Source organism: Candidatus Pelagibacter sp. IMCC9063 (genome assembly GCF_000195085.1).
GTDB lineage: Bacteria > Pseudomonadota > Alphaproteobacteria > Pelagibacterales > Pelagibacteraceae > IMCC9063.
On the sequence record NC_015380.1, the window covers coordinates 392,321 to 417,173 of the forward strand.

Genomic DNA, 24,853 nt, shown 5'->3' on the forward strand with positions numbered 1-24,853 from the left:
AATTAATTTCTTTATCTAAAGGTCTTGAAATTGACAAATTTTATAGTCATATTAACTATTAATTAATTTGTAGAATTAATAACAAAGGAGAAAAATGAATTTAAACGATCGAATTAATGCAATTAAGTCCACAACTACTAGATCTGAATCAGTAAACGAAGGCTTAAGAACCTACATGTTATCTGTTTACAATTTTATGGGTTCGGGAGTTCTTTTAACGGGTGTTATTGCTATGATATTTTTTAAACTTGCAGTCGTTACAGACGGTTCAGGTAATATTGTTGGCTTAACGGGTTTGGGAAATGCGATGTATAACTCGGCTTTGATGTGGGTGGTGGCGTTAGCTCCTCTCGGAATTGTTATGTACATGAGTTTTGGAATTAAAAACATGAGTGCCTCTAGAGCACAGACTGTTTTTTGGATTTTTGCAGCTTTAATGGGTGCTTCATTATCATCTATTTTTGTTCAATACACAGGAACTAGTATTGCAAGAGTTTTTTTTATTACAGCTGGAACTTTTGGAGCAATGAGTCTCTATGGATATACAACTAAAAAAGATTTAACAGGTTTGGGATCTTTCTTAATGATGGGTCTATTTGGTATAATTATAGCATCTATTGTTAATATATTTTTAAAGTCTAGTGCTATGCATTTTGTAATTTCAATTTTAGGAGTTTTAATTTTTGTAGGCTTAACTGCTTACGATACTCAAAAAATTAAGAACATGTATCTTGCTAGTGATGGAAACGAAGTAATGAGCAAAAAAGCCATCATGGGTGCTCTAACGTTATACTTAGACTTTATTAACCTATTTATTATGCTGCTTAGACTTTTTGGTCAAAGAAGATAGTTCAGCATTAATTAATTAAATAAAAAAGCTTCCAGGTTAAATCTTGGGAGCTTTTTTTGATCCAGCACATTTTTTAGAGCAGTATTTAACTTCGTTCCAGCATCGCTCCCATTTTTTTCTCCAAGCAAAGGATAGTCCACAATTTACACAGTTTTTTTTTGGCAAATGAGCTTTGCGATGTATCACTTAACTAGTTTTAATTTTTTTTTGCTAATAACTTCCAAAATACTTTTTAATTGGTTTGAATTTTTTAATATAGATCCTGCCTGGTCTCTTATAGAATATTTTTGATTTCTGCTTTTGGCACTTAAGTTCTTTATGATCTGATAAAGCGGGTTTTCCGTTGCTTTTCGATAAATATTAAAACCAACAATATTTTTATTAATAAAAATAGCATAATCTTTCCATTCACCGACAGACACCATGGAACCATATAAATTTAGTATTTCTCCAAGTTCTTTTTTATTAAAAAATTTTTCTTCTTCGAATTTTTGATTATGAATAACCTTATAACGAAACATTATTATTCTATTTTATACTTTTCGATGACCGAAATCTGAAAGAAAGTGTAGACTATGGTAATAGGTATCATTCCAAAAACTTTAAACTGAACCCAGAAGTCCTCAGATTGAGTTCGCCACACCAGCTCATTAAGTATAGCAATAAAAATAAAAAATAAATCCATCTGTCTGTGAGAATATTCCATCCAGTGTCTGTTAACTTTAAGCTTTCGCCAAGAACTTTTTTTAGAAGAGAGGTCTTTAATATGAGCTTTCCATATAATAAAGCGACGGCAAACATCAAGTTGATAATGGTTGGCTTCATGTAAAAAAAAGTTTTGTCATTAAAATATAAAGTAAGTCCACCAAATCCAGCAAGTAAAATACCGCTTATCAAAGGCATAGTAGGAACCTTTTTCTCAGTTAAATAAATGAAAGATATAGCTATAGTAGTTGCAATTATTAAGGGCAAGATAGCTTCTTGCATTCCATATTTTTTATAAAATATAAAAAAAATTAGTAATGGCCCAAAATCTGTAATAAATTTAATTAACGACTTATTCATGAAAAAATTATTTATTTTTATATTTATATTATTTAGTTTTGTAACACAAAATTTGCATGCAAAAGATTTTTTTTATGAAATTTATGGCCTGAACTTAAAATTTATGGAAATCCAGTTCTCCAACAGTCCTCATCGGGAATTAGCAACAAAAATTAAAAGCAAGGGTCTTTTAAATTTGTTTGTTTCTTTTAAAGGAAATGGTTCATCTAAAGCCCATGCTAAACAAACTTCCTATCAGTTTCAATATCAAAAGAAAAAGAAGGCAAGATCAACCACTATTGTTTTTAAAGATAGAAAAGTTATCAAGAACATCTCCCAACCTGCTAGAAAAAAACAAAGAAATACTATTCCAATTGAGGCCCATCACTTACAAAATATTGTTGATCCTCTTACCGCTATAAATCAACTTTTGTTTAATCAAAAAAATAAATTAAATTGCAACCAAATAACGAAAGTTTTTGATGGATCCGATGTTTTTTATCTAATTTTATCGGAGCAGAGCAATAAAGAGCATATTGTTAAGTCTTCAAAAATTACTTTCAAAAAACCATTAAGAAAATGCAAACTGCAATATCAAACAGTTGCAGGCCACAAGGCAAAAGACGAAAAAAAATTTAACAAGTCTTATGTGGATATTTTTTACGGAAAGCAAGACACGATATATTTGCCTTACTTTTTGAGGACGAAATCAAAAATTTCACTTAAAATGTTTTTGAAATAATTTATTTAACGCTTGATTAATTTTGGATCATCACTATCTTCAGAGTAACAATGCAACCTAAACAACTTAAAAAAGCAAAGTTTTCCATCGGTGAAGTTGTCAGACACCGCCTGTTTGAGTTTAGGGGTGTAATTTACGATGTGGATTTTCAATTTAACAATTCAGACGAATGGTACCAATCCATACCAAAAGATGCGAGACCAAGAAAAGACCAGCCCTTTTATCACCTTTTAGCTGAGAATGATGAAATTACCTATGAAGCGTATGTTTCTGAACAAAATTTAGTTCTTGATGACAGAAGCGATCCAATTGGGCATCCTTTATTAAATGAAATATTTAAAGGAAAGACCAAAGATGGTCTTTATCTTAGACCGGTAAACTAAACCTACGTTACTTGCCTCAAATTCAACAAGATTAGTACAATTATAAGACAAATTAACCAAATATATGAATCGTAAGTGTCTGGTTTGGAGTTTTATTTTCATATCTCCCTTCTCCAAACCAGACAAACTTTGTCACATTTTTTCTCATTATTTTTATATATAACATCTCAGCATGTTCAGTTTATTTCAATTAAAAAAAATATTTCAATTGAATGACAATTTTTTTTATTGGTTAAAAATTACTTTTCTTTCCTTAATAATATTTGGATTAATTTTATCATTGATTGTTTCGCCCAAGGATTATTTGCAAGGAGACACCGTTCGCATTATGTATGTGCATGTTCCGGCATCTTGGCTTGCGCTCATGATTTTTGCTGCAATGGGTATAAGCTCAATTATAACTTTAGTATTTAAAATTAGAGTTTTTACTATTTATGCTAAAAGTTTAGCGCCTATTGGCTTCACTTTTTCATTAATCTCTATTTTTACAGGTTCGTTGTGGGGACAACCTACCTGGGGGACTTTCTGGACGTGGGATGCAAGATTAACTTCCATGCTTGTTTTGGTTTTTTTTTATATTTTTTATATTCTATCTTGGAAATTCATTAGTAACTTTTTTGTAGCTGAAAAATATTCTTCTATTTTAGCTATTATGGGCCTAGCCAATCTTCCAATTATTAAATTTTCTGTTGAATGGTGGAATACTTTGCATCAACCGGCTAGTATCAAACTTACCGAGTCTCCAGCTATACACCCATCCATGCTCATGCCTTTACTAATTATGTTTTTAGGATTTTCTTTATTTGCACTATTTATTTTTTTCATACGATACAAAACTGAAGTTTTGCAGCTACAAGAAAACAAACTAAATAAAATTTTAAAAAAATGAATCCATCCAGAAAAAAAAGATTAGCTTATTTTTTGGTATCTGTAGTAGTGGTTTTGCTATTAGTAAAGTTTATTTTTAATTCTTTGCAAAAAAATACTATATATTTTTTCTCACCAACGGATTTGTCTCTAAGCGTTGAAAATCCTAAAGGGCTCATTAGAGTTGGGGGTCTAGTTAAGAAGGGCTCAGTTCAAGAAAAGAAAAACGAAGCTATCTATGCTTTTGTAGTAACTGACCTAAAGAATGATATTTACGTTGAATACAAAGGGATATTGCCAAACTTATTTCAAGAAGAAAAAGGAGTGGTCGTGGAAGGAACCTTGAAAGATAAAAAATTTTTATTAGGTAAAACTATTTTAGCAAAACATGATGAGAATTATATGCCACCAGAAGTAGCTGAGGCTCTAAAGAAAAGTGGAAATTGGAATAAAAAATATGATCAGTAATTTGGGTGCTGTACTGCTAATTGTATCTTTTTTAACCACTTGTTCTACGCTATTTCTTTATATTAAAAACAATATCATTCAAAAATCATCAATTTATTTTCAATTTTTTTTATTTTATAAAGTTAGTTTTTATTTAATTCTATTTTCATTTTTGGTTTTAATAGTTTGTTTTACTATTTCAGATTTTTCAATAATTTCTGTTTATGAAAACTCTCATACAGATAAACCCTTGTTCTATAAAATATCTGCTGCTTGGGGAAACCACGAAGGTAGTATGCTTTTATTTATTCTTGTCATTTCCCTGTATGGAGTTTTATTTTTGTTAAATAGTAAAAATATTAATGACCCCTTGAGAGCTTGCACTATTTTTTTCCAAAGCATTATTCAGCTAATTTTTTTATCTTTTTTAATTTTTACATCCAATCCTTATAATAAAATATTTCCTATCCCGGCCCAGGGGCTCGGATTAAATCCTATTCTGCAAGATCCTCTATTAGCGATACACCCCCCTTTTTTATACTTGGGGTATGTGGGATTCTCTTTGGTTTTTAGTTTGTTATTAGCAGCTCTTATTTTGAAACAGTACAATTCCGGTTGGGCCTCTATTGCTAAAAAATGGATCATGTTACCTTGGTCATTTCTTTCTTTTGGAATAGCACTTGGGTCCTTTTGGGCTTACTACGAGCTAGGTTGGGGAGGTTACTGGTTTTGGGATCCTGTTGAAAATGCTTCTTTAATGCCATGGATTGCGTCTACAGCTTTAATTCATTCGATTGTGGTTATGGAAAAATTGAAAAAACTTTTTGCCTGGACAGCAATTTTAACCATACTTACTTTCTTGCTAAGTTTATTTGGAACTTTCTTGGTGAGATCGGGAGTTTTGAACTCTGTACATGCATTTGCTAACGATCCGGAAAGAGGAGTTTATATACTTCTAATTATTTCCGCTATTACCCTAGGATCTTTAATAGTTTATATTTTAAAATTCCCAAAAGAATCAGCAAGTAATAATAGTTTTGTTTTATTCAGTCGAGATTTTTCTATTTTACTAAATAACTATTTTTTAATTTTTATTCTAACTGTAGTAATAGTTGGCACCACATACCCAATATTGTTATCAGTTTTTACGGGAGAAACCATTTCTGTTGGGCCGCAGTACTATAATACAATTTTAGCACCTTTCATCTTTGTTTTTCTTATTCTAATGGCCATAGGGCCCTTGATGAAATGGAATGGTAACTCACTAATTCCAACGAAACAAAAAATATTTTTATTTTTTCTAGTTTCTATTTTTTTAACAATCTTAATCAGCTTCTATTTAAGTAAGTCTAATTTTATTTTTTTATTAGGGGTTTTGTGCTCTGTGTATTTGATCACATCAGTTTTTTACGAGATAATTATGTATAAAAAAAATTCTTTTATTAAACAAAATTTTTCAAGGTTATTTTCTCATTTAGGATTTGGATTGTTAATACTGGCAATCACACTCAATCATTTTTTTTCTAAGGAAATAACTACTAAAATAGATCTAGGAGAATCTTTTTTTAAACAAGGAGTTAAAATTAATTTTTTAAAATTAGAATCTAACAAGGAAAAAAATTTTGAAGAGTTATTTGGAAGTTATGAGATAATAAAAGACAATAAAACTTTTATCCTTAAACCTAGTATAAGGAAGTATAAACAGCCTCAGCAATTTACCTCAGAGACAAGTATTCAAAGCGATGGTCTTAGCGATGTTTATATTGCCATGGATTATGCTGGGGACCCAAATGCAGGAATAGGAGTGAGGTTTTATTATAACTATTTTGTCAGGTTAATATGGGTTTCATTCGCCTTAATTACTATTGGGGGAATTATGAGTTTTGTTAGGAGGGGAAATGAAAAAACAATTTAAAATTTCTCTTTTTGTATCTATCATCGTTATTTTTTTTGTAATTTTTTACCATTCTTTAAAAGCCAATAATAAAAATAATCCCAATGTAATGTTGAACAAGGTGTTACCAACAATAGAGCTTACTTCCTTTACCAACTCCAACCTCAAGCAGGTAATGCCCATTATTAATAAAGATAAATATTATTTAATTAATATTTGGTCTTCTTGGTGTGTACCTTGTAGGGAAGAACATCCAATACTAATGAAGCTAAAAAATAAAATAAAAATTTATGGAATTAATTATAAAGATAAAAAGACAAATGCTACCTCCTTCCTAAATAAATTGGGTAATCCATTTTATTTTACTGGATCTGATAAAGATGGTAGTGTTTCTATAGAAATAGGAGCTTATGGTATTCCAGAAACATATGTTGTTAACTCTCAAGGTTTAATTGTTTTTAAGCATGTGGGTCCTCTTAATAAAAAAATTTACCTAAGAATAAGTGAAATGATAAAGTGAGAAATATATTTTTAATTATATTATTTGTTTTTTTCATTCCAGCCCAAATTGCAATGGCATCTGATGAAAGAGAAATAAATATTTATAAAAATATAAGGTGCCTAGTCTGCCAGGGTCAGTCACTCAATGATTCAAATTCTGACTTTGCTGTTGATTTAAAGAAAGTAATTAAGAAAAAAATAACCAACAAACAATCAGATAAGGAAATTTATAAATATTTAATAGAGCGTTATGGAGACTGGATTCTTTTTAACCCTCCTTTAAAAATAAATACCCTGCTATTGTGGGCATTACCCTTTCTTTTTCTTTTTGTGGGGGGACTTTTGATTTATCAAAAATACGTATTTCTTGATAAAAAGCACCAAAACCAAAAATTGTAGAAAATTCACTTTTTTTTTCTAAAATTTAATAGTAGATAGCTAATAATGAAGTACATTTTTAAATTTTTTATTCTTTTGATTTTGATCAGTGGAGCAAAGGCTCATGCAGGTGAGCTGAAAACTTCATTATTTCAATTTGATGTTGAACACGAAGATCAGCAGGCAATTTCATTGGGCTTTAATTATAACTTTGATCGCTCTTATGAAACACCAGTTGGAAAAGTAGAGCCATTGTTAGGTGCATTTATGACAGAATATTATGCCGGAATGGTATATGCAGGAGCTAAAATAGATTATAAAATTGGAAGATTGATTGTTACTCCATCCTTTTCACCTGGGATTTATTCGTATGGGTCTGATAAACGTCAGGAAGAAGGAACAAAAAAAGGGAGATCCAAGAATCTGGGACAAATTCTAAATTTTAAATCTCAGATTGATATAGGGTTTGATATTGGCTCTTTGGGAGTATTATCTTTGGGTCTTAGCCATATTTCTAATGGTGATTTGGCTGAACACAACCCAGGCGTAAATAACTATCATTTTAATTTTTCAAAAGAGTTTTAAGTTTCTATGAAACTCAGTGACTGTCACAATGTCATTGACTTTCGAAAACTTGCAAAACAAAAACTTCCTTCTCCCATATTTCATTATATAGATGGCGGAGCTGACGATGAGGTTACTTTAAAGAGAAATACAGAAGCTTTTGAAAATTGTGATCTGATACCCTCTGTATTGACAGATGTCAGTAATATAGATTTGTCTACAAAAGTATTGGGACAAAAAATAAAATTTCCTCTCTTTTTTTCACCAACGGCAATGCATCAAATGTACCATCATGATGGAGAGGCAGCGACGGCCAAAGCTGCTGAAAAATTAGGAACTTTTTTTAGTTTATCTACGATGGCAACTACAAGTATCGAAGATGTTTCTAAAGCATCTGATGGTCCCAAAATGTTTCAATTGTATATTCATAAAGATCAAGGTTTAACAGACAATTTAATTGAAAGATGTAAGTCATCAGGATTTAAAGCAATGTGTTTAACGGTAGATACGATTGTTGCAGGAAATAGAGAAAGAGACCATAGAACTGGTTTTACTACTCCACCATCTTTAACATTATCTAGTCTCTTAAGTTTTGCAATGCATCCAGAATGGAGTCTTAAATATTTATTAGGAAAAAAGTTTTCTTTAGCAAATATAGCTCACATGACGAACAAAGGAACTAACATTGAAATGTCTATTATGGATTATATCAATCAACAGTTTGATACTACTATGAACTGGAAGCATGCTGAATATGCTATTAAAAAATGGAATGGCCCCTTTGCTTTAAAGGGGATTATGTCTGTAGAGGATGCAAAAAAAGCAATTGATATTGGAGCTTCTGCCATTATGATTTCTAATCATGGAGGAAGACAATTAGATGGCTCTAGAGCCCCCTTTGATCAGCTGCAAACTATAGTAGATGCAGTAGGAGATAAAGTGGAAGTTATATTAGACGGAGGAGTTCAAAGAGGAACACACGTATTAAAAGCTTTAGCTTTAGGAGCCAAAGCTTGTTCTATAGGAAAAGCATATTTATATGGACTTAGTGCTGGAGGACAAGTTGGAGTAGAGCAAGTAGTTGGTAAATTAAGAGATGAGATCCAAAGAGGAATGACCCTGATGGGCTGTAGATCGGTAAAAGAATTAACTAAAAATAAAGTTTTGTTTAGGTAAACGATATGAAAATTGCTCAAAGTTTTTCTAGATTAGGAACAGAGTCGGCTTTTGAAGTTTTAGCTAAAGCTAAAAAGTTGGAATCGGAGGGACAAGAAATAATAAATCTTGGAATTGGCCAACCTGATTTTAGAACTCCACAGCATATTGTGGAAGCAGGAAAAAAAGCTTTAGAAGATGGGCACCATGGCTATACAGCTGCCAATGGAACTCTAGAGTTAAGACAAAGTGTGTCTGTGCATATTAAAAAAATGTATTCAGCCAGCATTGACCCATCCAGAATACTAATTACACCTGGCGGAAAACCAACCATATACTTTGCCACGATGCTTTTTGGAGAGCCTGGTGGAGAAATTGTTTATCCAGAACCTGGATTTCCTATTTATGAATCTATGATTAATTATTCTGGAGCCAGGGCAGTTCCTATGTATTTATCAGATAAAAACAATTTTTCTTTTAATGCCAAAGAAGTCTTGTCCTTAATTAATGATAAGACGAGGTTATTAATTCTAAATAATCCTCAAAACCCGACAGGAGGATTAATTCCGAAAGAGCAAATTGATGAACTGGCCAAAGGATTGGAGCAATATCCTCATGTGGCTATCATGAGCGATGAAATTTATAGTAGACAAATTTATGATGGAAACCAAATGCCATCTTTCTTTTATTATCCAAAATTATATGACAGGTTAATCGTATTGGATGGTTGGAGCAAAACATATGCCATGACCGGATGGAGACTTGGTTGGAGTGTTTGGCCTGAACAATTAATTGAACACGCAACACGAATGGCAATTAACAGTTATTCCTGTGTTTCTGCAGCAAACCAAGTTGCTGCTATAGCAGCTTTAGATGGCCCACATGATTTTCTTGAAGACATGATGAATAAATTTAATAAAAGAAGAAAGCTAATCGTAGAGGGATTGAATTCTATTGATGGAATTAGGTGCAACAATCCAGGAGGGGCATTTTATGTCTTCCCCAACATCAGCAAAACAGGCCTAACAGGAGCTCAGTTTGCTGATAAATGCCTCTATGAAGCTGGTGTGGCAATTGTTCCAGGTACTAGTTTTGGAAAATCAGCCAATGATTTTGTAAGATTTAGCTTTGCAAATTCTTACGAAAACATTGAAAAAGCGCTAGAAAAAATAAAAAAAATTTTATAATTTTCTTCACAATTTGCACGGAATTATCTGTAAAAAGTGTAAAATTTATTATAGTTTTGTGAAATGTCTTTAGTTATGCCAAAGCCTGACGACGCTATTTTATTGAAATCAAGTAGCATTATTAATGGTCTTAAAAAAATTTCCAAACACGTGCTTTCGGAAGAAGAAGAAAAGTCAGTTTATGAAACTGACGGCTTAAGTATTCATCGTCAAAAACCAATTGCGGTAGTGTTGCCAGAGAATACAAAAGAAGTGAGCCAGATTTTAAAATATTGTTTTCATAATAATGTAAAAGTAGTCCCTAGAGGTGCCGGAACGGGCCTTTCTGGAGCAGCATTGCCATTAGAAGATTCGGTATTAGTGGTTTTGGGAAAATTTAATAAAATTTTAGAGATTGATTTTGAAAATAGGTGCGTAGTTACCCAGCCAGGGGTAACGAACTTATCAATTACAGGGGCCGTTCAGCATGAAGGTTTTTACTATGCTCCAGATCCATCTAGTCAGATGGCTTGTTCTATAGGAGGAAATATATCGACTAATGCCGGAGGCGTTCATAGCCTAAAGTACGGAGTTACCACCAACAATGTTCTAGGGGTAGAAATGGTTTTAATAGATGGAACCATTATACGCTTAGGAGGAAAAAATTTGGATGCAGAAGGTTACGATTTGTTAGGAATTGTTACTGGTTCAGAAGGATTGTTAGGTGTTATTACGGAGATTACAGTTAAGATTTTAAAAAAACCACAATCAGTTCGTGCTGTTCTAATTGGCTTTGACACTAATGATGACGCTGGCAACTGCGTAGCAGACATCATTAGCGCTGGTATTATTCCTGCAGGAATGGAAATTATGGACAAACCATTAATCATTGCTACAGATAATTTTGCTAAAGCAGGATACCCAAGAGACGTAGAAATATTGTTAATAGTGGAATTGGATGGAACAGAATCTGAGGTGAATACGTTAATAGAAAGAGTTTTGGAAATTGCAAACAAAAACAAAGCTTCCTACAACCGTGCAAGCGAAAGCGATGAGGAACGTTTGCGTTTTTGGAAGGGAAGAAAGGCTGCCTTTACTGCTTTGGGTGCTATTTCACCAGATTACATATGCATGGATGGTTCTATACCAAGAAAAAAATTAGGTATTGTATTAAACGAAATAACTCGTTTGTCTAAAAAATACGAATTAGCTGTCGCGAATTGCTTTCATGCAGGAGATGGTAATTTACATCCTCTAATTATGTTTGATTCAAATAATAAAAAAGAATTAAAGAAAGCAGAGTCGTTTGGAGCTGATATTTTAAAATATTGCGTTAAAGTTGGCGGTGTTCTTACTGGAGAGCATGGCGTAGGAATTGAAAAAAGAGAGCTTATGTGTGAGATGTTTAATAATGATGATATTCAACAACAGCTCAATTTAAAGAAAGCTTTTGATGAGAAAGGCCTTTTAAATCCTGGTAAAGTTTTCCCAATCTTACATAGATGTGCAGAGGAAGGAAGAGTTCATGTTCATAAAGGAAAAACAAGATTCCCAGACCTTCCCAGCTTTTAATGCCTGGTATTTATTGTCCAAATAATCAAGAGGAAATTTCTCAGTTTATTTATGATTGTTATGAATCGAATAGACCCATAGAAATTACAACTTTAAATTCCAAGCCCATAGGCAGAAGTGTTCAATGTTCACAAACATTAGACCTAAGAAAAAATAGTGGAATTATAGAATACCAGCCAGAAGAACTTTATATTAAAGTGAAAGCCGGAACGCCTTTAATTGATATTCTAGAAGTTTTAAAATCAAAAAATCAAATATTAGGTTTTGAACCGGTAGATCTTGGATATTTGTACAATGGAAAACCAAATTATGGATCCATAGGTGGGATAGTGTCTTGCAATCTATCAGGACCAAGGAGGTTTAAGTCTGGATCTTTAAGAGATCACTTATTAGGATTTACCGCAGTTAATGGAAAGGGAGAATGTATTAAATCGGGGGGAACAGTAGTTAAAAATGTTACTGGATATGATCTTAGCAAATTATTAGCTGGGTCTTATGGAACATTATCAGTTCTGACTGAGCTAACTCTTAAGGTGGTGCCCAAGCCAGAATTTTCTGAAACTTTTGTGATGTATGGTTTGACACCAAAAGAAGCTTCGGAAGTTTTTTCTAAAGTCATGAAAACTTCTTTAGAGATTTCAGGAGCATGCTATTACCCAAAAAAGAATATTGATTTTCTCCGTTTAAATGATTTAGACAACTCAAAAACAATCACTGCTTTGAGAATTGAGGGTCCAAAAAACTCAGTACAAGAAAGAATTGAAAGTTTAAATAAAATGTTCAAAGACACAAAAGAAAAAACAATTTTAGAAATTTATCAGTCAGATTTATTCTGGAAGATTAGCGCAAACCTTGAATGCTTTAACAATTCACAAAAGATAGTAGCCAAAATCTCTCTTCCACCAACCGAAACTACTGGTTTTATCAGTCAATTTTGCGAAGATGAAATGATGGATATTAATAATAAATATTTTGTAGAGTGGGCGGGTGGATTAATTTTCTTAGAGATTGGTAATGAAGATCCTTCTTATCTGATATTAGAAAAAATGAAAAAATTTTGCAAAGAAAAGAGTGCACATATTACGATTATGAAAGCCGACAATACATTTAGAACCACTGGATTTTTTCTTTCTAGCTCTGATGAAAATATCAAAATTTTAGCATCTAGAGTTAAAACTAGTTTCGATCCAAAAAGTATTTTAAACCCAGGGAAAATTTATGCAGGTATTTAATGCAAACTAATTTCACAAAAAAACAGCAAGAAGATCCCGAAATAAAAAATACGGAAGATATCTTAAGAAAATGCGTTCACTGCGGAATGTGCAACGCAACCTGCCCGACATTTCAAGTATTGGGAGATGAATTGGATGGTCCAAGAGGTCGAATTTATTTAATCAAAGATATGATTGAAAACAACAAGGCTCCTACTGAAAAAGTAGTAAAACACATAGACCGTTGCTTATCTTGTTATGCATGTATGACCACTTGTCCCTCCGGTGTAAATTATATGCACATTATAGATCATGGAAGAAATCACATTGAAAGAAATTACAAAAGGCCTTTTTTAGATAGATTCTTAAGGAACATGCTCTCCTATGTTCTTCCTAGACCCAATATATTTCTTTTGCTTGGTTGGTTAACTAAAATTACAAAGCCACTCTCATTTTTTATGCCAGGAAAAATTAAAAATATGGTTGCATTGATGCCAACTAATTTTCCAAAGGCACAACATAAAGCAAAAAATATTTTTAAACCTGAAGGCAAGACAGTTGCTAGAGTAATTTTATTAACTGGATGTGTTCAAAAGGTAATATCACCACAAATCAACGATTCTACTATAAATATTTTAAACAGACATGGTGTAGAGGTTCATGTGTCCCAAGAGGTGAGCTGCTGCGGTTCATTAAATCATCATTTGGGAAAAGAAAAATTAGCTCACAATTCTTTTATTCAAAACATTAATGCTTGGACAAAAATTTCTGAAAAAAACCCTATAGATGCAATTATTGTTAATACATCAGGGTGTGGGACAACTTTAAAAGACTATGGCTTTATTTTTAAAAACCATCTAGATACAAATCTTAGAAAAAAAGCCAAGCAAGTTTCGGAATTGGCAAAAGATGTTACGGAATACTTAGGAAAAAATATAAAACTTAATTTTATTGAAAATAAAAAACAATATAAAATTGCTTATCATTCCGCTTGTTCCATGCAGCATGGTCAAAATGTTCACCAACAACCAATAGATTTATTAAAAAAATCAGGGAATACTATTTTGGAGATACCCGACGGACATTTATGCTGCGGTTCTGCTGGAACTTATAATTTGTTACAAGAAAAAATGGCAAGTGAGCTTCTGAAGAGAAAAGTAGAAAATATTGATAAAATTAAACCAGATTTTATTTCAGCAGGAAATATTGGCTGTATTACACAAATTGCAACAGGCTCATCCATACCAATAGTGCATACTATAGAATTATTAGATTGGTTTACGGGTGGCATCAAACCAAAGCAAATAAACACGGAATAAAATGAAAAAAATATTAGTGACCAGAAATTTATTACCAGAAAATGAAAAAAGAGTTTTAGATTTATTTAATGCAACACTAAACAAAGAAGATAAAGTTTTATCACCAGAAGAAGTAATTTCTTTATCTAAAGACTGTGATGGAATTTTGTGTGTTGGCGGAAATAAATTCGATAAAGAAATTATAAGCAAACTTTCGTCTAGTGTTAAAATAATAGCAAATTATGCAGTAGGATATAACAATGTAGATGTTGATGCTGCAGAGGAACGAGGAATAGCAGTAACCAATACGCCAGAAGTTTTAACAGACGCTACTGCAGACATATCTATTTTACTTTTACTTGGAGCTTCTAGAAGAGCTTATGAAGGAAGAAAGCACGCGGAAGCACAAAGTTGGAACTGGTCTACTAATTTTTTAATGGGTAAACAAATGTCGAACAAAAAATTAGGAATTTTAGGAATGGGCAGGATTGGAAGAGCAGTAGCCCAAAGAGCCAGAGGTTTTGGAATGGAAATACATTATCATAACAGAAATAAATTAAGCAGTGATTTAGAATTGGGTGCTATATATCATAAAGATGCCAAGTCTCTTTTTGTAGAAAGTGAATTTTTATCTATTAATTGTCCTGCAACTGCTGAGACTACAAATTTACTTAATGAAGAAACAATTAAATTTTTGCCAGATAAAGCTGTTGTTGCGAATGCTGCTAGAGGAGACATCATCGATGATAGGGCTATGATCCAAGCAATGAAAAGCGGAAAAATTTTTGCTCTTGGTTTGGATGTTTATAATGGAGAGCCAAGAATAAACAAAGAGTATCTAAAGCTTGATAATCTTTTTCTACTTCCGCACCTTGGAAGCTCCACTAAAAGAACTAGAATCGATATGGGTGATAGAGCTATAGATAATTTAGAAGTTTTTTTTTTAGGGAAAAAACCTAAAGACCAAGTTAACTAAACAACTTTAAGTTGAAAAACAAAAAAATTTCATTCTTTAGTGTTTTTTTTATAAAAAATATTATTATTTATGAAGACTCGGGCAAGCTTAAGTGATTAAATATTCTTAACTTAAAACTAACACGGGAGAAAACAAAATGTCAAAAAAAACTATTTCGTCTAACTCAAGACGAAAATTTTTTAAAGTGGCAACTAGCGCAGTTGTTGCTGGAGGATTGCTTGCAGCCTGTAAGCCAGAGGATAATACGAAAAAGTCTGGTGCTGCAGAAAAATCCGTTAAACTAACTATGCAGGCAGCTTGGCCATCTGGAGCTAATATATTCTTTGAAATGGCTCAAGATTATTGCAACATGGTGAGAGATATGTCTGGCGGAAGCTTGACGATCGATCTTAAGCCAGTTGGTGCGGTAGTTAAAACTTCAGAAATTGGACAGGCAGTAAGTTCAGGCATAGTTGATATGGGTCACTGGGTGACTGCATATTGGTATGGTAAGAACGCTGCAGCCTCTCTTTTTGGAACCGGTCCTTCATATGGAATGTCATCACAAGAAGTAATGGCATGGATGGAGTACGGCGGAGGAAGAAAGTTATATGAAGAAGCAACTGCTAAAGTTGGGTTCAATTATACTGGGTTCTTTCATATGCCTATGCCAGCACAACCTTTTGGTTGGTTCAAAAAGAATGTAACTAAAGTGTCTGATGTTAAAGGAATGAAATACAGAACAGTTGGTCTAGCGACTAACGTTTTGACTGCTATGGGAATGGTCGTAAGACAATTACCAGGTGGTGAAATTCAACCAGCAATGAAAACAGGTTTGATTGATGCTGCTGAATTTAACAATCCAACATCTGACTCACAGTTTGGAATGCAAGATGTGTCTAAACATTATCACTTAGGAAGTTTTCATCAATCTCAAGAGATGTTTGAAATTCCTTGTAATACGAAAAGACTCAAAAGCCTTTCACCTGCTCATCAAGCTATCTTAAAAAACGCTGCTTATGCTGCGAACTCAGATAACTACTTTAAGGCACTAAGCAGATATTCTGAGTCTTTATCTATGTTGATGAACAAGCATAATGTTAATGTATACCAAACATCTGATGAAATCTTAGCTGCACAATTAAAAGGCTGGGATAAAGTAATCGGTGATTTTGTTAAGAAAGATGCATTCTTTGCAAAAGTGGTAAAATCTCAAAAAGACTATGCTCGAAGAACTATGAAGTATTTGCTGATGAATCAGCCGAACTACAAGTTAGCATATGAAAATGAGTTTGGACCTATCGGACAAGTTAAAATCTAATTAACTTTACAAAATTAAAAAGGGGAGATACCAATCTCCCCTTTTAAATACACTACAAAAATATTTTTTAGAAAATTAATGAAACATTACATCAAGTTTGCAGATGCTTTGAGTACCTCAATGGGGAAAGCGTTTTCATGGTGCATAGTAATATTAATGGGTGGAACTGTGTATGAGGTGATTATGGCGTATGTATTTAACGCTCCCACACTTTGGAATTTTGATTTTAGCATGCAGATGTATGGAGCAATTCTTATGATGTCTGGAGCTTATACTTTAGCTCAGGAAGCTCATGTACGAGGAGACGTTATTTACAGATTATTTACCAATAGAGTTCAAGCTTCAATCGATTTCGTACTTTATTTTATTTTCTTTTTTCCAGGAGTGATAGCTCTTGCATTTTATGGGTATGAATATGCTGCGTTAGCTTGGAAAATAAAAGAAACAAGCTGGAGCAGTCCTGCGCAAATTCAAATTTATATGGTAAAGGCAATGATACCATGTGCGGGAGTTTTATTAACAATTCAAGGACTTAGTGAACTATTTAGATGTATCATTTGTATTCGCACAGGACAGTGGCCTGCAAGAATGGTAGTTGCCGAAGAAACAGAAAAAATTTTAATGAAAGCAGCTGAAGAAGGAAACGTAAAAGATGTTGTTTAGTTTAACCAACCCAGAAGTGGCCATCTTGATGATGGGTATATTCCTATTTACAGTTCTGCTTGGTTTTCCGATTGCGTTTACATTAATGGCAATGGGAATTGGCTTTGGATACTATGCTTATTATGATTCAGCCTTAATGGAGCATCTATTTGACAATAGGATTTTTTCTTTATTTGTTCAGAATACTTATACGGTTATGGATAATAATGTCTTAACCGCCGTACCTCTATTTTTATTTATGGGATACTTAGTTGAGAGAGCTGGAATTGTAGCAAAATTATTTTTTGCAATAAGGCTAGCTGCTCATAAATTGCCAGCTTCCATGGCGGTGGCTGCGTTAATAACTTGCACTTTATTTTCTACAGCAACTGGAATTATTGGTGCTGTTGTAACTTTAATGGGTCTACTTGCTTGGCCAGCAATGATAAAAGCTGGGTACGATAAAAAATTTGCTTCAGGAATAATTTGTGCGGGGGGATGTTTAGGAATTTTAATACCACCTAGCATTATGTTAATTGTTTACTCTGTTATTGCTCAACTATCTCCACTAAGATTATTTGCAGCTGCAATTTTCCCTGGATTGTTGCTTGCAGGCTTGTATGTGACTTACGCTATTACTAGAGGGTGGTTAGATCCTTCTATCGCTCCCAAGCCTAAAGCAGAGGACATACCTCCACAATCTGAAATTTTAAAAGAAGTGCTAGTTTCATTTTTACCCCTCTTTGGTTTGATCATGTTAGTGCTTGGAACAATATTAGCAGGTATTGCGACCCCTGCAGAAGCTGCAGCAGCTGGAGCATTCGGTGCACTTGTGTTGTCTTATTTTTACAAAACATTGAAGTGGAAAAGTTTTAAAGAATCGGTTTTTTTAACAGCTAAAACTACAGCAATGATTATGTGGCTGTTTATTGGTTCATGGACATTTTCTTCAGTATTTTCTTATCTTGGAGGACATGAAATATTTGAGTATTTCTTTAAATCTATAGACATAGCTCCTTGGCAGTTCCTGGTTATTACACAAATAATTATTTTTCTTTTAGGTTGGCCATTAGAATGGACAGAAATTTTAATTATTTTTGTTCCAATCTTTTTACCACTGTTAGAAGTCTTTGGAGTGGATCCTTACTTCTTTGCTATGTTAATCGCTTTAAACTTGCAGACATCCTTCTTAACACCTCCCATGGCCATGTCCGCCTACTACTTGAAAGGTGTTCAAAAAAGCAATGTTGAGCTAATGGAAATTTTTGCTGGCATTATGCCATTCCTTGGAATTGTTATTTTTGCAATGGTGCTCATGTACATGTTCCCTGGCATAGCTTTGTGGTTACCAGAAACATTATTTCCAAATTAAATAATATATTATGCCAGACATTTTATCTCTTTCGGCCAATGAATTAGCTGCACAACTAAGAGAAGGCGAAATTTCCTCTGTCGAAGTTTGCTCGCAGTATATTGAAAGAATAGGTAAGTTTGAAAAAGATGTGAAAGCTTGGTCACATTTTAATAAAAAACTACTTTTAGAAAAGGCTGCAGAAGCAGATGAGCATAGAATTTCAGGAAAACCATTGGGATTATTACATGGATTGCCTATAGCTGTTAAAGACATAATTGGAACTTTAGATATGCCGACAGAATGTGGAACTACCATAAGAAAAAAAATGACAGCCTCCCAAGACTCGGAAGTTGTTAATCTCCTTAAAGTAGCGGGTGCTATTATTATGGGAAAAACAGAGACAACAGAACTTGCCTATTTTCATCCAGGAAAAACTACCAATCCTCATGACTACAAAAGGACTCCCGGAGGTTCTTCAAGTGGATCTGCAGCAGCAGTGGCAGCCTATATGACACCCCTGTCAATTGGTTCGCAAACTAATGGCTCAACTATTAGACCAGCATCTTACTGCGGTGTTGTTGGGTACAAACCATCATATGGCCTAATCTCTAGATACGGAATTTTAAAACAATCAGATAAATTAGATCAAGTGGGTATTTTTGGAAAATCTGTAGAAGATGTGGCGCTATTAGCAAAGGTGTTAATTAAAAAAGATTTATTTGATCCATCAACAATTCATTATTCCGCGGAGGAAATGATGGATGTGTGCAGAAAAGGTCCACTTTTTGATCCCAAATTTATTTTTTACAAAACTAAGAACTGGAAAAATCTTGATAAAGAATCCCAAGAATCTTTTGAAATTTTTATAAAGACTTTTAAAAAAAATATTGAAGTATTTGATACCCCTTCTTATTTTGATGACATTCCAAAATATCATAAAATAATTCATGAGACGGATATGGCTAATAATTTCCAACTATATTATAAAAAATATAAAAAAAAACTTTCCAAAGAGATGGTAAGCGCAATTGAGCGAGGTCTTAAAAATTCTGCAACAGAATATGCAGAAGCAATTGATTTTATGAAGAGAAGTTATGATTCTTACAAAGAGGTATTTGAAGATTACCATGGAGTTTTAACACCAGCTTCTTCTGGGGTCGCTCCTAAGGGATTGGGAAATACTGGTAGTCCAGAATTTAGTACAGTGTGGACTTACTTGGGTCTTCCATCAATTTCATTACCTTTACTTACCGGAAAAAATGATCTACCATTAGGCATCCAATTAATCGGCGACAAGTATGATGATTTAAGGTTTTTGGGTGTTGCTAGTTGGGTAGAAAAAAATTGCAAACAAAATGATTAATAAAATAACAACAACTTTAGGAGTAGGTCTAGCAATTGCCTTCCTAGTAGGCTTGGCTACTACATTGCAGAGATCTTCCATGATTGGTTTTTTCGATGTTTTACCTGTTTTTATTTTAATGGCTATCGCTATTGGCATGATGGTCTACGAGGCTTTCTTCGATAAAAAATAATTATTTTCTTTACCGTTGTGTCTAATCTTAAAAACAACTTTTTACATTTCTCTTTACTATTTATTCAACCAATCTTTATGACTAGCAATATTGCTATTGGTAAAGGAGCTCTTGGTTTTATTCCTCCTATCTCATTGGCATTTTGGCGCTGGTTTATAGTTTTTTTGTTTATGCTTCCATTTGTACTTAAGGAAATAAAAAAGAAAAGGGATTGCCTAAAAAGCGAACTTCCCAATCTGGCAATTCTTGGGTTCACAGGTTTTTCAATTTGTGGTGCATTTCCATACATTTCAGGATTCACAACTACCGTAACCAATATGAGTATTATTTATGCATTAGCTCCAATTATAATTGTCCTGTTGTCTTCGGTGTATTTTAAGGAAAGGTTAAAGTTAATTCAGCATTTCGGTATATGGATTAGTTTTGGAGGAGTAGCCTTTGTGATATTTAAGGCTGATATTGAAAATTTATTAAGTTTAGTCTTTACCTATGGAGATTTGTGGATGCTTATATCTGCAACCAGTTGGGCAGTTTTCTCTATCAGTCTAATTCATCGCAAGAGTCAATTTTCTATTCTTGCAAGGTTTACTTTAATGAGCTTTATGGGAGCTGTATTTCTTTTACCTTTTCTTATAATAGAAAATATTTATTTTATTCCTACAACTTACGATTTAGGATTTCTTTTTTTTGTATTACTAGCAGCAGTATTTCCAGGCGTAATAGCATTTACTATGTACACTAAATTACAACAATTAATTGGAGCTTCTCTTGCGGGACTAACGGTATATTTAATGCCAATTTATGGATCAATATATGGCATGATTTTATTTGGGGAAAAGCTAGAAGTTTATCATTTTTATGGAGCTTTGCTGGTGTTAGTGGGAATTTATCTCGCAAATAAAAAATACTCTAAATGATTTTTTATAAAAAAATTCTAATTTTACTACTCATTTCTTATTTTGCTATCTGTCTATTTATGTTTTTGTTTCAGAGAACTTTTATGTACCATCCAGATATTAATAGCTATGACGACACAGGTATTCAGTTTGAGTTTAAAAAAGTTGAAATCTCTTCAACAGAAAATATTGTTCTAAATTCTTGGTATTCTTTTAAAAATTCAAACTACAAGACACTAGTTTTTTTTCACGGCAATGCTGGAAATCTTAATAATAGAATTTATAAACTTAACAAAATTAATCAATTAAACTTAAATTTTTTAATTATTTCTTGGAGGGGATTTAGCGGTAACCAAGGAAAACCAACAGAAGATGGATTATATCAAGATGCCAAAAGTTCAATACGTTGGTTAGAGCAGAAGGGTATAATAAAAACAAATATTATTCTTTATGGAGAATCTTTAGGAACAGGCGTAGCTTTAGAGCTTGCTAAAGATTCTAAATATGCAGGAATAATCTTGGAATCTCCCTACACTTCCATGGTGGCAATGGCGAAAAAGATTTATCCATTTCTTCCAGCGTCCATCCTTGTAAAAGATCGGTTTGAATCTCTTTCTAAAATTAAAAAAAATGTGTCTCCTATTCTAATCATGCATGGAGAAATGGACACACTTGTTCCAGCTCATATGGGGAAAACATTATTTCAAGAAGCAAATAATCCAAAGTATTCTTATTTTCCAAATTCTGATGATCATATGATGAAATACGATATAAAATTAGTATCCGTATTGAGAGATTTTATTAGCGCTCTTTAGATTTATTTTATCAGGGCCTGGCTATATTCTGAGGCAATAAATTGATTCAAATCTTCTTCTTTTTCTCCAACACCAATAGCAACAATTGGAATTTTAAATCGATCCGCTATGGCAACCAAAATACCACCTTTGGCAGTACCGTCTAGCTTGGTCATAACAATTCCAGTTAAAGGAGTAATCTTTTGAAATTCTTCAATTTGCGTAATAGCATTTTGTCCTGTCGTCGCATCTAAAACAATCCATGTTTCTTGCGGAGCATCAGGGTCAATTTTTTTTAGAACCCTTACAATCTTTGCAAATTCTTCCATCAAATTCTTTTTATTTTGAAGGCGTCCAGCAGTATCAATTATGCATAAATCTTTATTATTATTTTTTGCGTATTCAAGAGTCTTAAATGCTACAGAGGCAGGATCTGCACCAACTTCCGATTGAATCATCTCTGTATTATTTTTGTCACACCATACCTTAAGCTGGTCTATTGCAGCAGCTCTAAAAGTATCTGCAGCTCCAACAACAACTTTTTTATTATGATTTTTAAATAGTTTAGATAACTTTCCAATGGTGGTTGTTTTTCCAGTACCATTAACACCACATACAATAATTGTCTTAAAGTCCGATTCAGTGTTTACAATTTTTTTTTCGAGAGGTTGTAAAATTTTTATCACTTCTTCTGAAAAAATATTATAAAAGTTTTCTTTTTTTAGCTCTTCTTCAGAAAATTTTTTATTTGCTAAAATTAATTTAAACTTACTTGCAACATCAATTCCAAAATCACATTGAATCATAAAATCTTCAATCTCTTCTAATATTTTTTCATTAGGCTTAGACTTTAGAAAAATATTAGAGACACCCTCAGATATGTTTGATGAAGATTTAAACAACCCTTCTTTTAAATTTTTTAAGAATCCCATTTTTAGATACTAATATTAACTTCTTGGATATCAGAAACGGGCCCAGACATGTGTATGCGATTGTTTTTTTTCCAATCAATAGATAACTTTCCAGTTTGAAAATGTATATTAACAAGTCTTTCAGTAAGATTTTTTTTAGCAGAAGCCACAGCAGTAGCACATGCGCCAGTTCCACATGCTTTTGTTAGCCCTGCGCCGCGTTCCCACACATTCACTTTAATATTATTTTGATCTATGATTTTAGCGAATGTAACATTACACTTTTTGGGAAAAGTTTTATGATTTTCAATTTCAGGACCAATTATTTTTAATTTATCTGTTTCAATATCATTAAAGAAAATTATGTGTGGATTTCCCACACTCAGAGCATAACCATCAAAACTAGAATTGTCTTTAAGTGTTATACAAACGTTGGAAGGATCCATTTCTTCAGATAATGGAATTTTTTCCCAATCAAATATTGGCTCACCCATATCTATAGTTATATTTTTGTTTCCATTATCAATAGAATTTAAAATACCACTTTTGGTATTTATAGAAATTTTCTTTATTTTTTTTTCTTCCATTAGAAAGTGCGCCACACACCTACTCCCATTTCCGCAGGCCTCAGCTTCTTCACCGTCGGAATTATAAAATAAAATATTATGAGCAGAATCATTCCCAGATTCAATTATGATTAGTTGATCAAAACCAATATTATTTCTATTGGCCAAATGCCTAATCTGCACATTAGATAGAATGGTAGGCTTGGTTCTATTATCCAAAATTAGGAAATCATTGCCTAAGCCATTCATTGTATAACCTTTAAAATCCATAACTTTAGGTATTACTCCAGTTTTCTTGACATTTAAATTGTTACTATATAGCTTCTAAACACTTCCACAAATTATTACAATTTTGTGGTGTCCTCTTTGGAGGAGATCAACACTAGTCAGCGAGGATTCGCCCACTAGTGCCTTTTTTGTTGGGAGAAAGAAAGAAAATTATGTTTGAGAGTTTAACAGATAAGATTGAAAGTGCTTTTTCGTTTTTTAACCGAATAACACGACTAGACGAAAAGCAGGCTGACGAAGGATTGCGGAAGATTAGGCAAGCTTTACTGGAGTCAGATGTTTCTCTTTCTGTAGCTAAAGAATTTATTAATAATATTAAGCCTAAAATTGTCGGGCAAGAAGTTTTAAAATCTGTAACGCCTGGACAAATGATCGTCAAAATAGTTTTTGATGAATTGGTAAAAGTTCTTGGAGACGAAAAAAAAGAACTTAATTTAAAAGCAGTGCCCCCAATTAAAATTCTAGTAGTTGGTTTGCAAGGGTCTGGAAAAACCACGACATCTGCAAAGTTAGCTAAATATTTAGAAAAACAGTATTCAAAAAAAAGTATGTTAGTAAGTTTGGATATTTACCGACCAGCAGCACAAAGACAGCTGGAGGTACTCGGAAATAGCAATTCTATTAAAACACTTCCAATAATGGACGGACAGTTTCCTCTAGAAATATCTAAAAGAGCTATTAATGCAGCCTCTCTATCCGGAGAAGATGTAATCATTTTTGATACTGCAGGTAGAACTCAAATCGATCAACAAATGATGATGGAGTTAAAACAATTAGAAAACGATATTCAGCCAAGTGAAATTATATTAGTGGCCGACTCTTTAACAGGTCAAGATGCAGTCAATATTGCTTCTGAGTTTAAAAAAACTGTCTCCCTAAGTTCAATTATATTGACCAGAATTGATGGAGATGGAAAAGGTGGTGCTGCATTAAGTATGAAATCAACAACCGGATGTCCAATAAAATTTCTTGGAACTGGAGAGGGTATTGATGAAATGGAAGTGTTTCATCCAGATAGAATAGCCAATCGAATTTTGGGTATGGGGGATGTTGTTTCCCTTGTAGAAAAAGTTTCAGAGGGATTGGAAAAAGAAAAAATCGAAGAACTTGAAGAAAATTTTAAAAAAGGATCTTTTACTTTTAGTGACTACCTAAAACAAATTCAACAAATGAAAAAAGCAGGGGGTATGAGTGGGGTATTGAGTATGTTGCCCGGTGTTTCTAAAATTAAAAAACAAATGGAAGACTCTGATCTGGATGAAAGTTTGCTTGCAAAACAAGAAGCTATTATTTTATCTATGACAGAAAAGGAAAGAGATAACCCAAGAGTTATAGATGGTTCAAGAAAAAAAAGAATTGCAAATGGATCTGGCACAGACATTTCAATGGTAAATAAGCTTCTAAAGCAACATAAAATGATGACAACTATGATGAAAAAAATGTCAAAAGGCGGAAGAGGTGCTCTTGAGGGAATGGATAATGTTCCTCCTGAGTTATTCAATAATCTAAAATAGAAAGG

27 protein-coding genes and 1 pseudogene are annotated in these 24,853 nt (G+C 33.1%); 23 read left to right on the top strand and 5 right to left on the bottom strand.

The window, feature by feature from the left end:
* Positions 1-94 precede the first annotated feature (94 nt).
* Positions 95-850, top strand: coding sequence for a Bax inhibitor-1/YccA family protein (locus tag SAR11G3_RS02025; RefSeq protein ID WP_013695076.1), 756 nt, complete (start codon positions 95-97; stop codon positions 848-850).
* A gap of 36 nt (positions 851-886) precedes the next feature.
* On the opposite strand, the gene SAR11G3_RS07860 is transcribed toward SAR11G3_RS02025, so the two are convergent.
* From SAR11G3_RS07860 to SAR11G3_RS07865, 3 genes and pseudogenes are all read right to left on the bottom strand, one after another.
* Complete coding sequence (locus SAR11G3_RS07860) at positions 887-1,036, bottom strand: DUF2256 domain-containing protein (RefSeq protein WP_445082396.1); 150 nt, start codon at positions 1,034-1,036, stop codon at positions 887-889.
* On the bottom strand, positions 1,033-1,371 hold the full coding sequence (locus SAR11G3_RS02030; protein ID WP_013695078.1) for a DUF2794 domain-containing protein: 339 nt from the start codon (positions 1,369-1,371) through the stop codon (positions 1,033-1,035). The genes SAR11G3_RS07860 and SAR11G3_RS02030 overlap by 4 nt, the downstream gene beginning before the upstream one ends.
* Before the next feature lie 2 nt (positions 1,372-1,373).
* Positions 1,374-1,915: pseudogene (locus tag SAR11G3_RS07865) on the bottom strand (septation protein A).
* On the opposite strand from SAR11G3_RS07865, the gene SAR11G3_RS02040 reads away from it, so the two are divergent.
* The 21 genes from SAR11G3_RS02040 to SAR11G3_RS02140 all read left to right on the top strand — a co-directional run bounded on the left by SAR11G3_RS02040 (position 1,914) and on the right by SAR11G3_RS02140 (position 21,590).
* Positions 1,914-2,636 (top strand): DUF3108 domain-containing protein, encoded by a 723-nt coding sequence (locus SAR11G3_RS02040; RefSeq protein WP_013695080.1) that lies wholly within the window; start codon positions 1,914-1,916, stop codon positions 2,634-2,636. The pseudogene SAR11G3_RS07865 and the gene SAR11G3_RS02040 sit on opposite strands and share 2 nt — an antisense overlap.
* 50 nt (positions 2,637-2,686) lie before the next feature.
* On the top strand, positions 2,687-3,019 hold the full coding sequence (gene hspQ, locus SAR11G3_RS02045) for a heat shock protein HspQ (protein ID WP_013695081.1): 333 nt from the start codon (positions 2,687-2,689) through the stop codon (positions 3,017-3,019).
* Positions 3,020-3,191: 172 nt separating this feature from the next.
* Complete coding sequence (gene ccmC, locus SAR11G3_RS02050; protein ID WP_013695082.1) at positions 3,192-3,908, top strand: heme ABC transporter permease CcmC; 717 nt, start codon at positions 3,192-3,194, stop codon at positions 3,906-3,908.
* Positions 3,905-4,354, top strand: coding sequence for a cytochrome c maturation protein CcmE (gene ccmE / locus SAR11G3_RS02055; protein WP_013695083.1), 450 nt, complete (start codon positions 3,905-3,907; stop codon positions 4,352-4,354). The genes ccmC and ccmE overlap by 4 nt, the downstream gene beginning before the upstream one ends.
* Positions 4,344-6,248, top strand: coding sequence for a heme lyase CcmF/NrfE family subunit (locus tag SAR11G3_RS02060; RefSeq protein WP_013695084.1), 1,905 nt, complete (start codon positions 4,344-4,346; stop codon positions 6,246-6,248). Before ccmE ends, SAR11G3_RS02060 begins: the two co-directional genes overlap by 11 nt.
* Positions 6,232-6,747, top strand: coding sequence for a DsbE family thiol:disulfide interchange protein (locus SAR11G3_RS02065; RefSeq protein ID WP_013695085.1), 516 nt, complete (start codon positions 6,232-6,234; stop codon positions 6,745-6,747). Before SAR11G3_RS02060 ends, SAR11G3_RS02065 begins: the two co-directional genes overlap by 17 nt.
* Entirely contained in the window at positions 6,744-7,127 is a 384-nt protein-coding gene (locus SAR11G3_RS02070) for a cytochrome c-type biogenesis protein (RefSeq protein ID WP_041862311.1), read from the top strand. The genes SAR11G3_RS02065 and SAR11G3_RS02070 overlap by 4 nt, the downstream gene beginning before the upstream one ends.
* Before the next feature lie 45 nt (positions 7,128-7,172).
* The gene (locus tag SAR11G3_RS02075; protein ID WP_013695087.1) at positions 7,173-7,691 is read left to right on the top strand and encodes an acyloxyacyl hydrolase; all 519 of its coding nucleotides are present in this window, start codon (positions 7,173-7,175) and stop codon (positions 7,689-7,691) included.
* A gap of 6 nt (positions 7,692-7,697) precedes the next feature.
* The gene (locus tag SAR11G3_RS02080; RefSeq protein ID WP_013695088.1) at positions 7,698-8,846 is read left to right on the top strand and encodes an alpha-hydroxy acid oxidase; all 1,149 of its coding nucleotides are present in this window, start codon (positions 7,698-7,700) and stop codon (positions 8,844-8,846) included.
* A gap of 5 nt (positions 8,847-8,851) precedes the next feature.
* Entirely contained in the window at positions 8,852-10,012 is a 1,161-nt protein-coding gene (locus SAR11G3_RS02085; RefSeq protein WP_013695089.1) for a pyridoxal phosphate-dependent aminotransferase, read from the top strand.
* A gap of 63 nt (positions 10,013-10,075) precedes the next feature.
* On the top strand, positions 10,076-11,563 hold the full coding sequence (locus SAR11G3_RS02090; protein ID WP_013695090.1) for an FAD-linked oxidase C-terminal domain-containing protein: 1,488 nt from the start codon (positions 10,076-10,078) through the stop codon (positions 11,561-11,563).
* Complete coding sequence (locus SAR11G3_RS02095; RefSeq protein WP_013695091.1) at positions 11,563-12,795, top strand: FAD-binding protein; 1,233 nt, start codon at positions 11,563-11,565, stop codon at positions 12,793-12,795. The genes SAR11G3_RS02090 and SAR11G3_RS02095 overlap by 1 nt, the downstream gene beginning before the upstream one ends.
* Positions 12,795-14,093, top strand: a complete 1,299-nt coding sequence (glcF, locus tag SAR11G3_RS02100; RefSeq protein WP_013695092.1) for a glycolate oxidase subunit GlcF — start codon at positions 12,795-12,797, stop codon at positions 14,091-14,093. The genes SAR11G3_RS02095 and glcF overlap by 1 nt, the downstream gene beginning before the upstream one ends.
* A 1-nt stretch (position 14,094) precedes the next feature.
* Entirely contained in the window at positions 14,095-15,048 is a 954-nt protein-coding gene (locus tag SAR11G3_RS02105; protein WP_013695093.1) for a 2-hydroxyacid dehydrogenase, read from the top strand.
* 136 nt (positions 15,049-15,184) lie between these two features.
* Positions 15,185-16,348, top strand: a complete 1,164-nt coding sequence (locus SAR11G3_RS02110) for a TRAP transporter substrate-binding protein (protein ID WP_013695094.1) — start codon at positions 15,185-15,187, stop codon at positions 16,346-16,348.
* Positions 16,349-16,426: 78 nt separating this feature from the next.
* Complete coding sequence (locus tag SAR11G3_RS02115; RefSeq protein WP_013695095.1) at positions 16,427-17,011, top strand: TRAP transporter small permease subunit; 585 nt, start codon at positions 16,427-16,429, stop codon at positions 17,009-17,011.
* Positions 17,001-18,362 (top strand): TRAP transporter large permease, encoded by a 1,362-nt coding sequence (locus tag SAR11G3_RS02120; protein WP_013695096.1) that lies wholly within the window; start codon positions 17,001-17,003, stop codon positions 18,360-18,362. Before SAR11G3_RS02115 ends, SAR11G3_RS02120 begins: the two co-directional genes overlap by 11 nt.
* A gap of 10 nt (positions 18,363-18,372) precedes the next feature.
* Positions 18,373-19,707, top strand: coding sequence for an amidase (locus SAR11G3_RS02125; RefSeq protein WP_013695097.1), 1,335 nt, complete (start codon positions 18,373-18,375; stop codon positions 19,705-19,707).
* On the top strand, positions 19,700-19,879 hold the full coding sequence (locus tag SAR11G3_RS02130) for a hypothetical protein (protein ID WP_013695098.1): 180 nt from the start codon (positions 19,700-19,702) through the stop codon (positions 19,877-19,879). Before SAR11G3_RS02125 ends, SAR11G3_RS02130 begins: the two co-directional genes overlap by 8 nt.
* 77 nt (positions 19,880-19,956) lie before the next feature.
* The gene (locus SAR11G3_RS02135) at positions 19,957-20,796 is read left to right on the top strand and encodes a DMT family transporter (RefSeq protein ID WP_013695099.1); all 840 of its coding nucleotides are present in this window, start codon (positions 19,957-19,959) and stop codon (positions 20,794-20,796) included.
* Positions 20,793-21,590 carry an alpha/beta hydrolase gene (locus SAR11G3_RS02140; protein ID WP_041862313.1) on the top strand — a complete coding sequence of 266 codons (798 nt, stop codon included), beginning with the start codon at positions 20,793-20,795 and terminating at the stop codon, positions 21,588-21,590. Before SAR11G3_RS02135 ends, SAR11G3_RS02140 begins: the two co-directional genes overlap by 4 nt.
* 2 nt (positions 21,591-21,592) lie before the next feature.
* On the opposite strand, the gene ftsY is transcribed toward SAR11G3_RS02140, so the two are convergent.
* Both ftsY and dapF read right to left on the bottom strand, forming a co-directional pair.
* Positions 21,593-22,501: a signal recognition particle-docking protein FtsY gene (gene ftsY / locus SAR11G3_RS02145; RefSeq protein ID WP_013695101.1), complete on the bottom strand. Its 909-nt coding sequence runs from the start codon at positions 22,499-22,501 to the stop codon at positions 21,593-21,595.
* Positions 22,502-22,503: 2 nt separating this feature from the next.
* Positions 22,504-23,316 carry a diaminopimelate epimerase gene (gene dapF, locus SAR11G3_RS02150; RefSeq protein WP_041862314.1) on the bottom strand — a complete coding sequence of 271 codons (813 nt, stop codon included), beginning with the start codon at positions 23,314-23,316 and terminating at the stop codon, positions 22,504-22,506.
* A gap of 170 nt (positions 23,317-23,486) precedes the next feature.
* Here dapF and ffh point away from each other — a divergent pair, with 170 nt between their 5' ends.
* Positions 23,487-24,848, top strand: coding sequence for a signal recognition particle protein (ffh, locus tag SAR11G3_RS02155; protein WP_041862472.1), 1,362 nt, complete (start codon positions 23,487-23,489; stop codon positions 24,846-24,848).
* Positions 24,849-24,853: the final 5 nt, after the last annotated feature.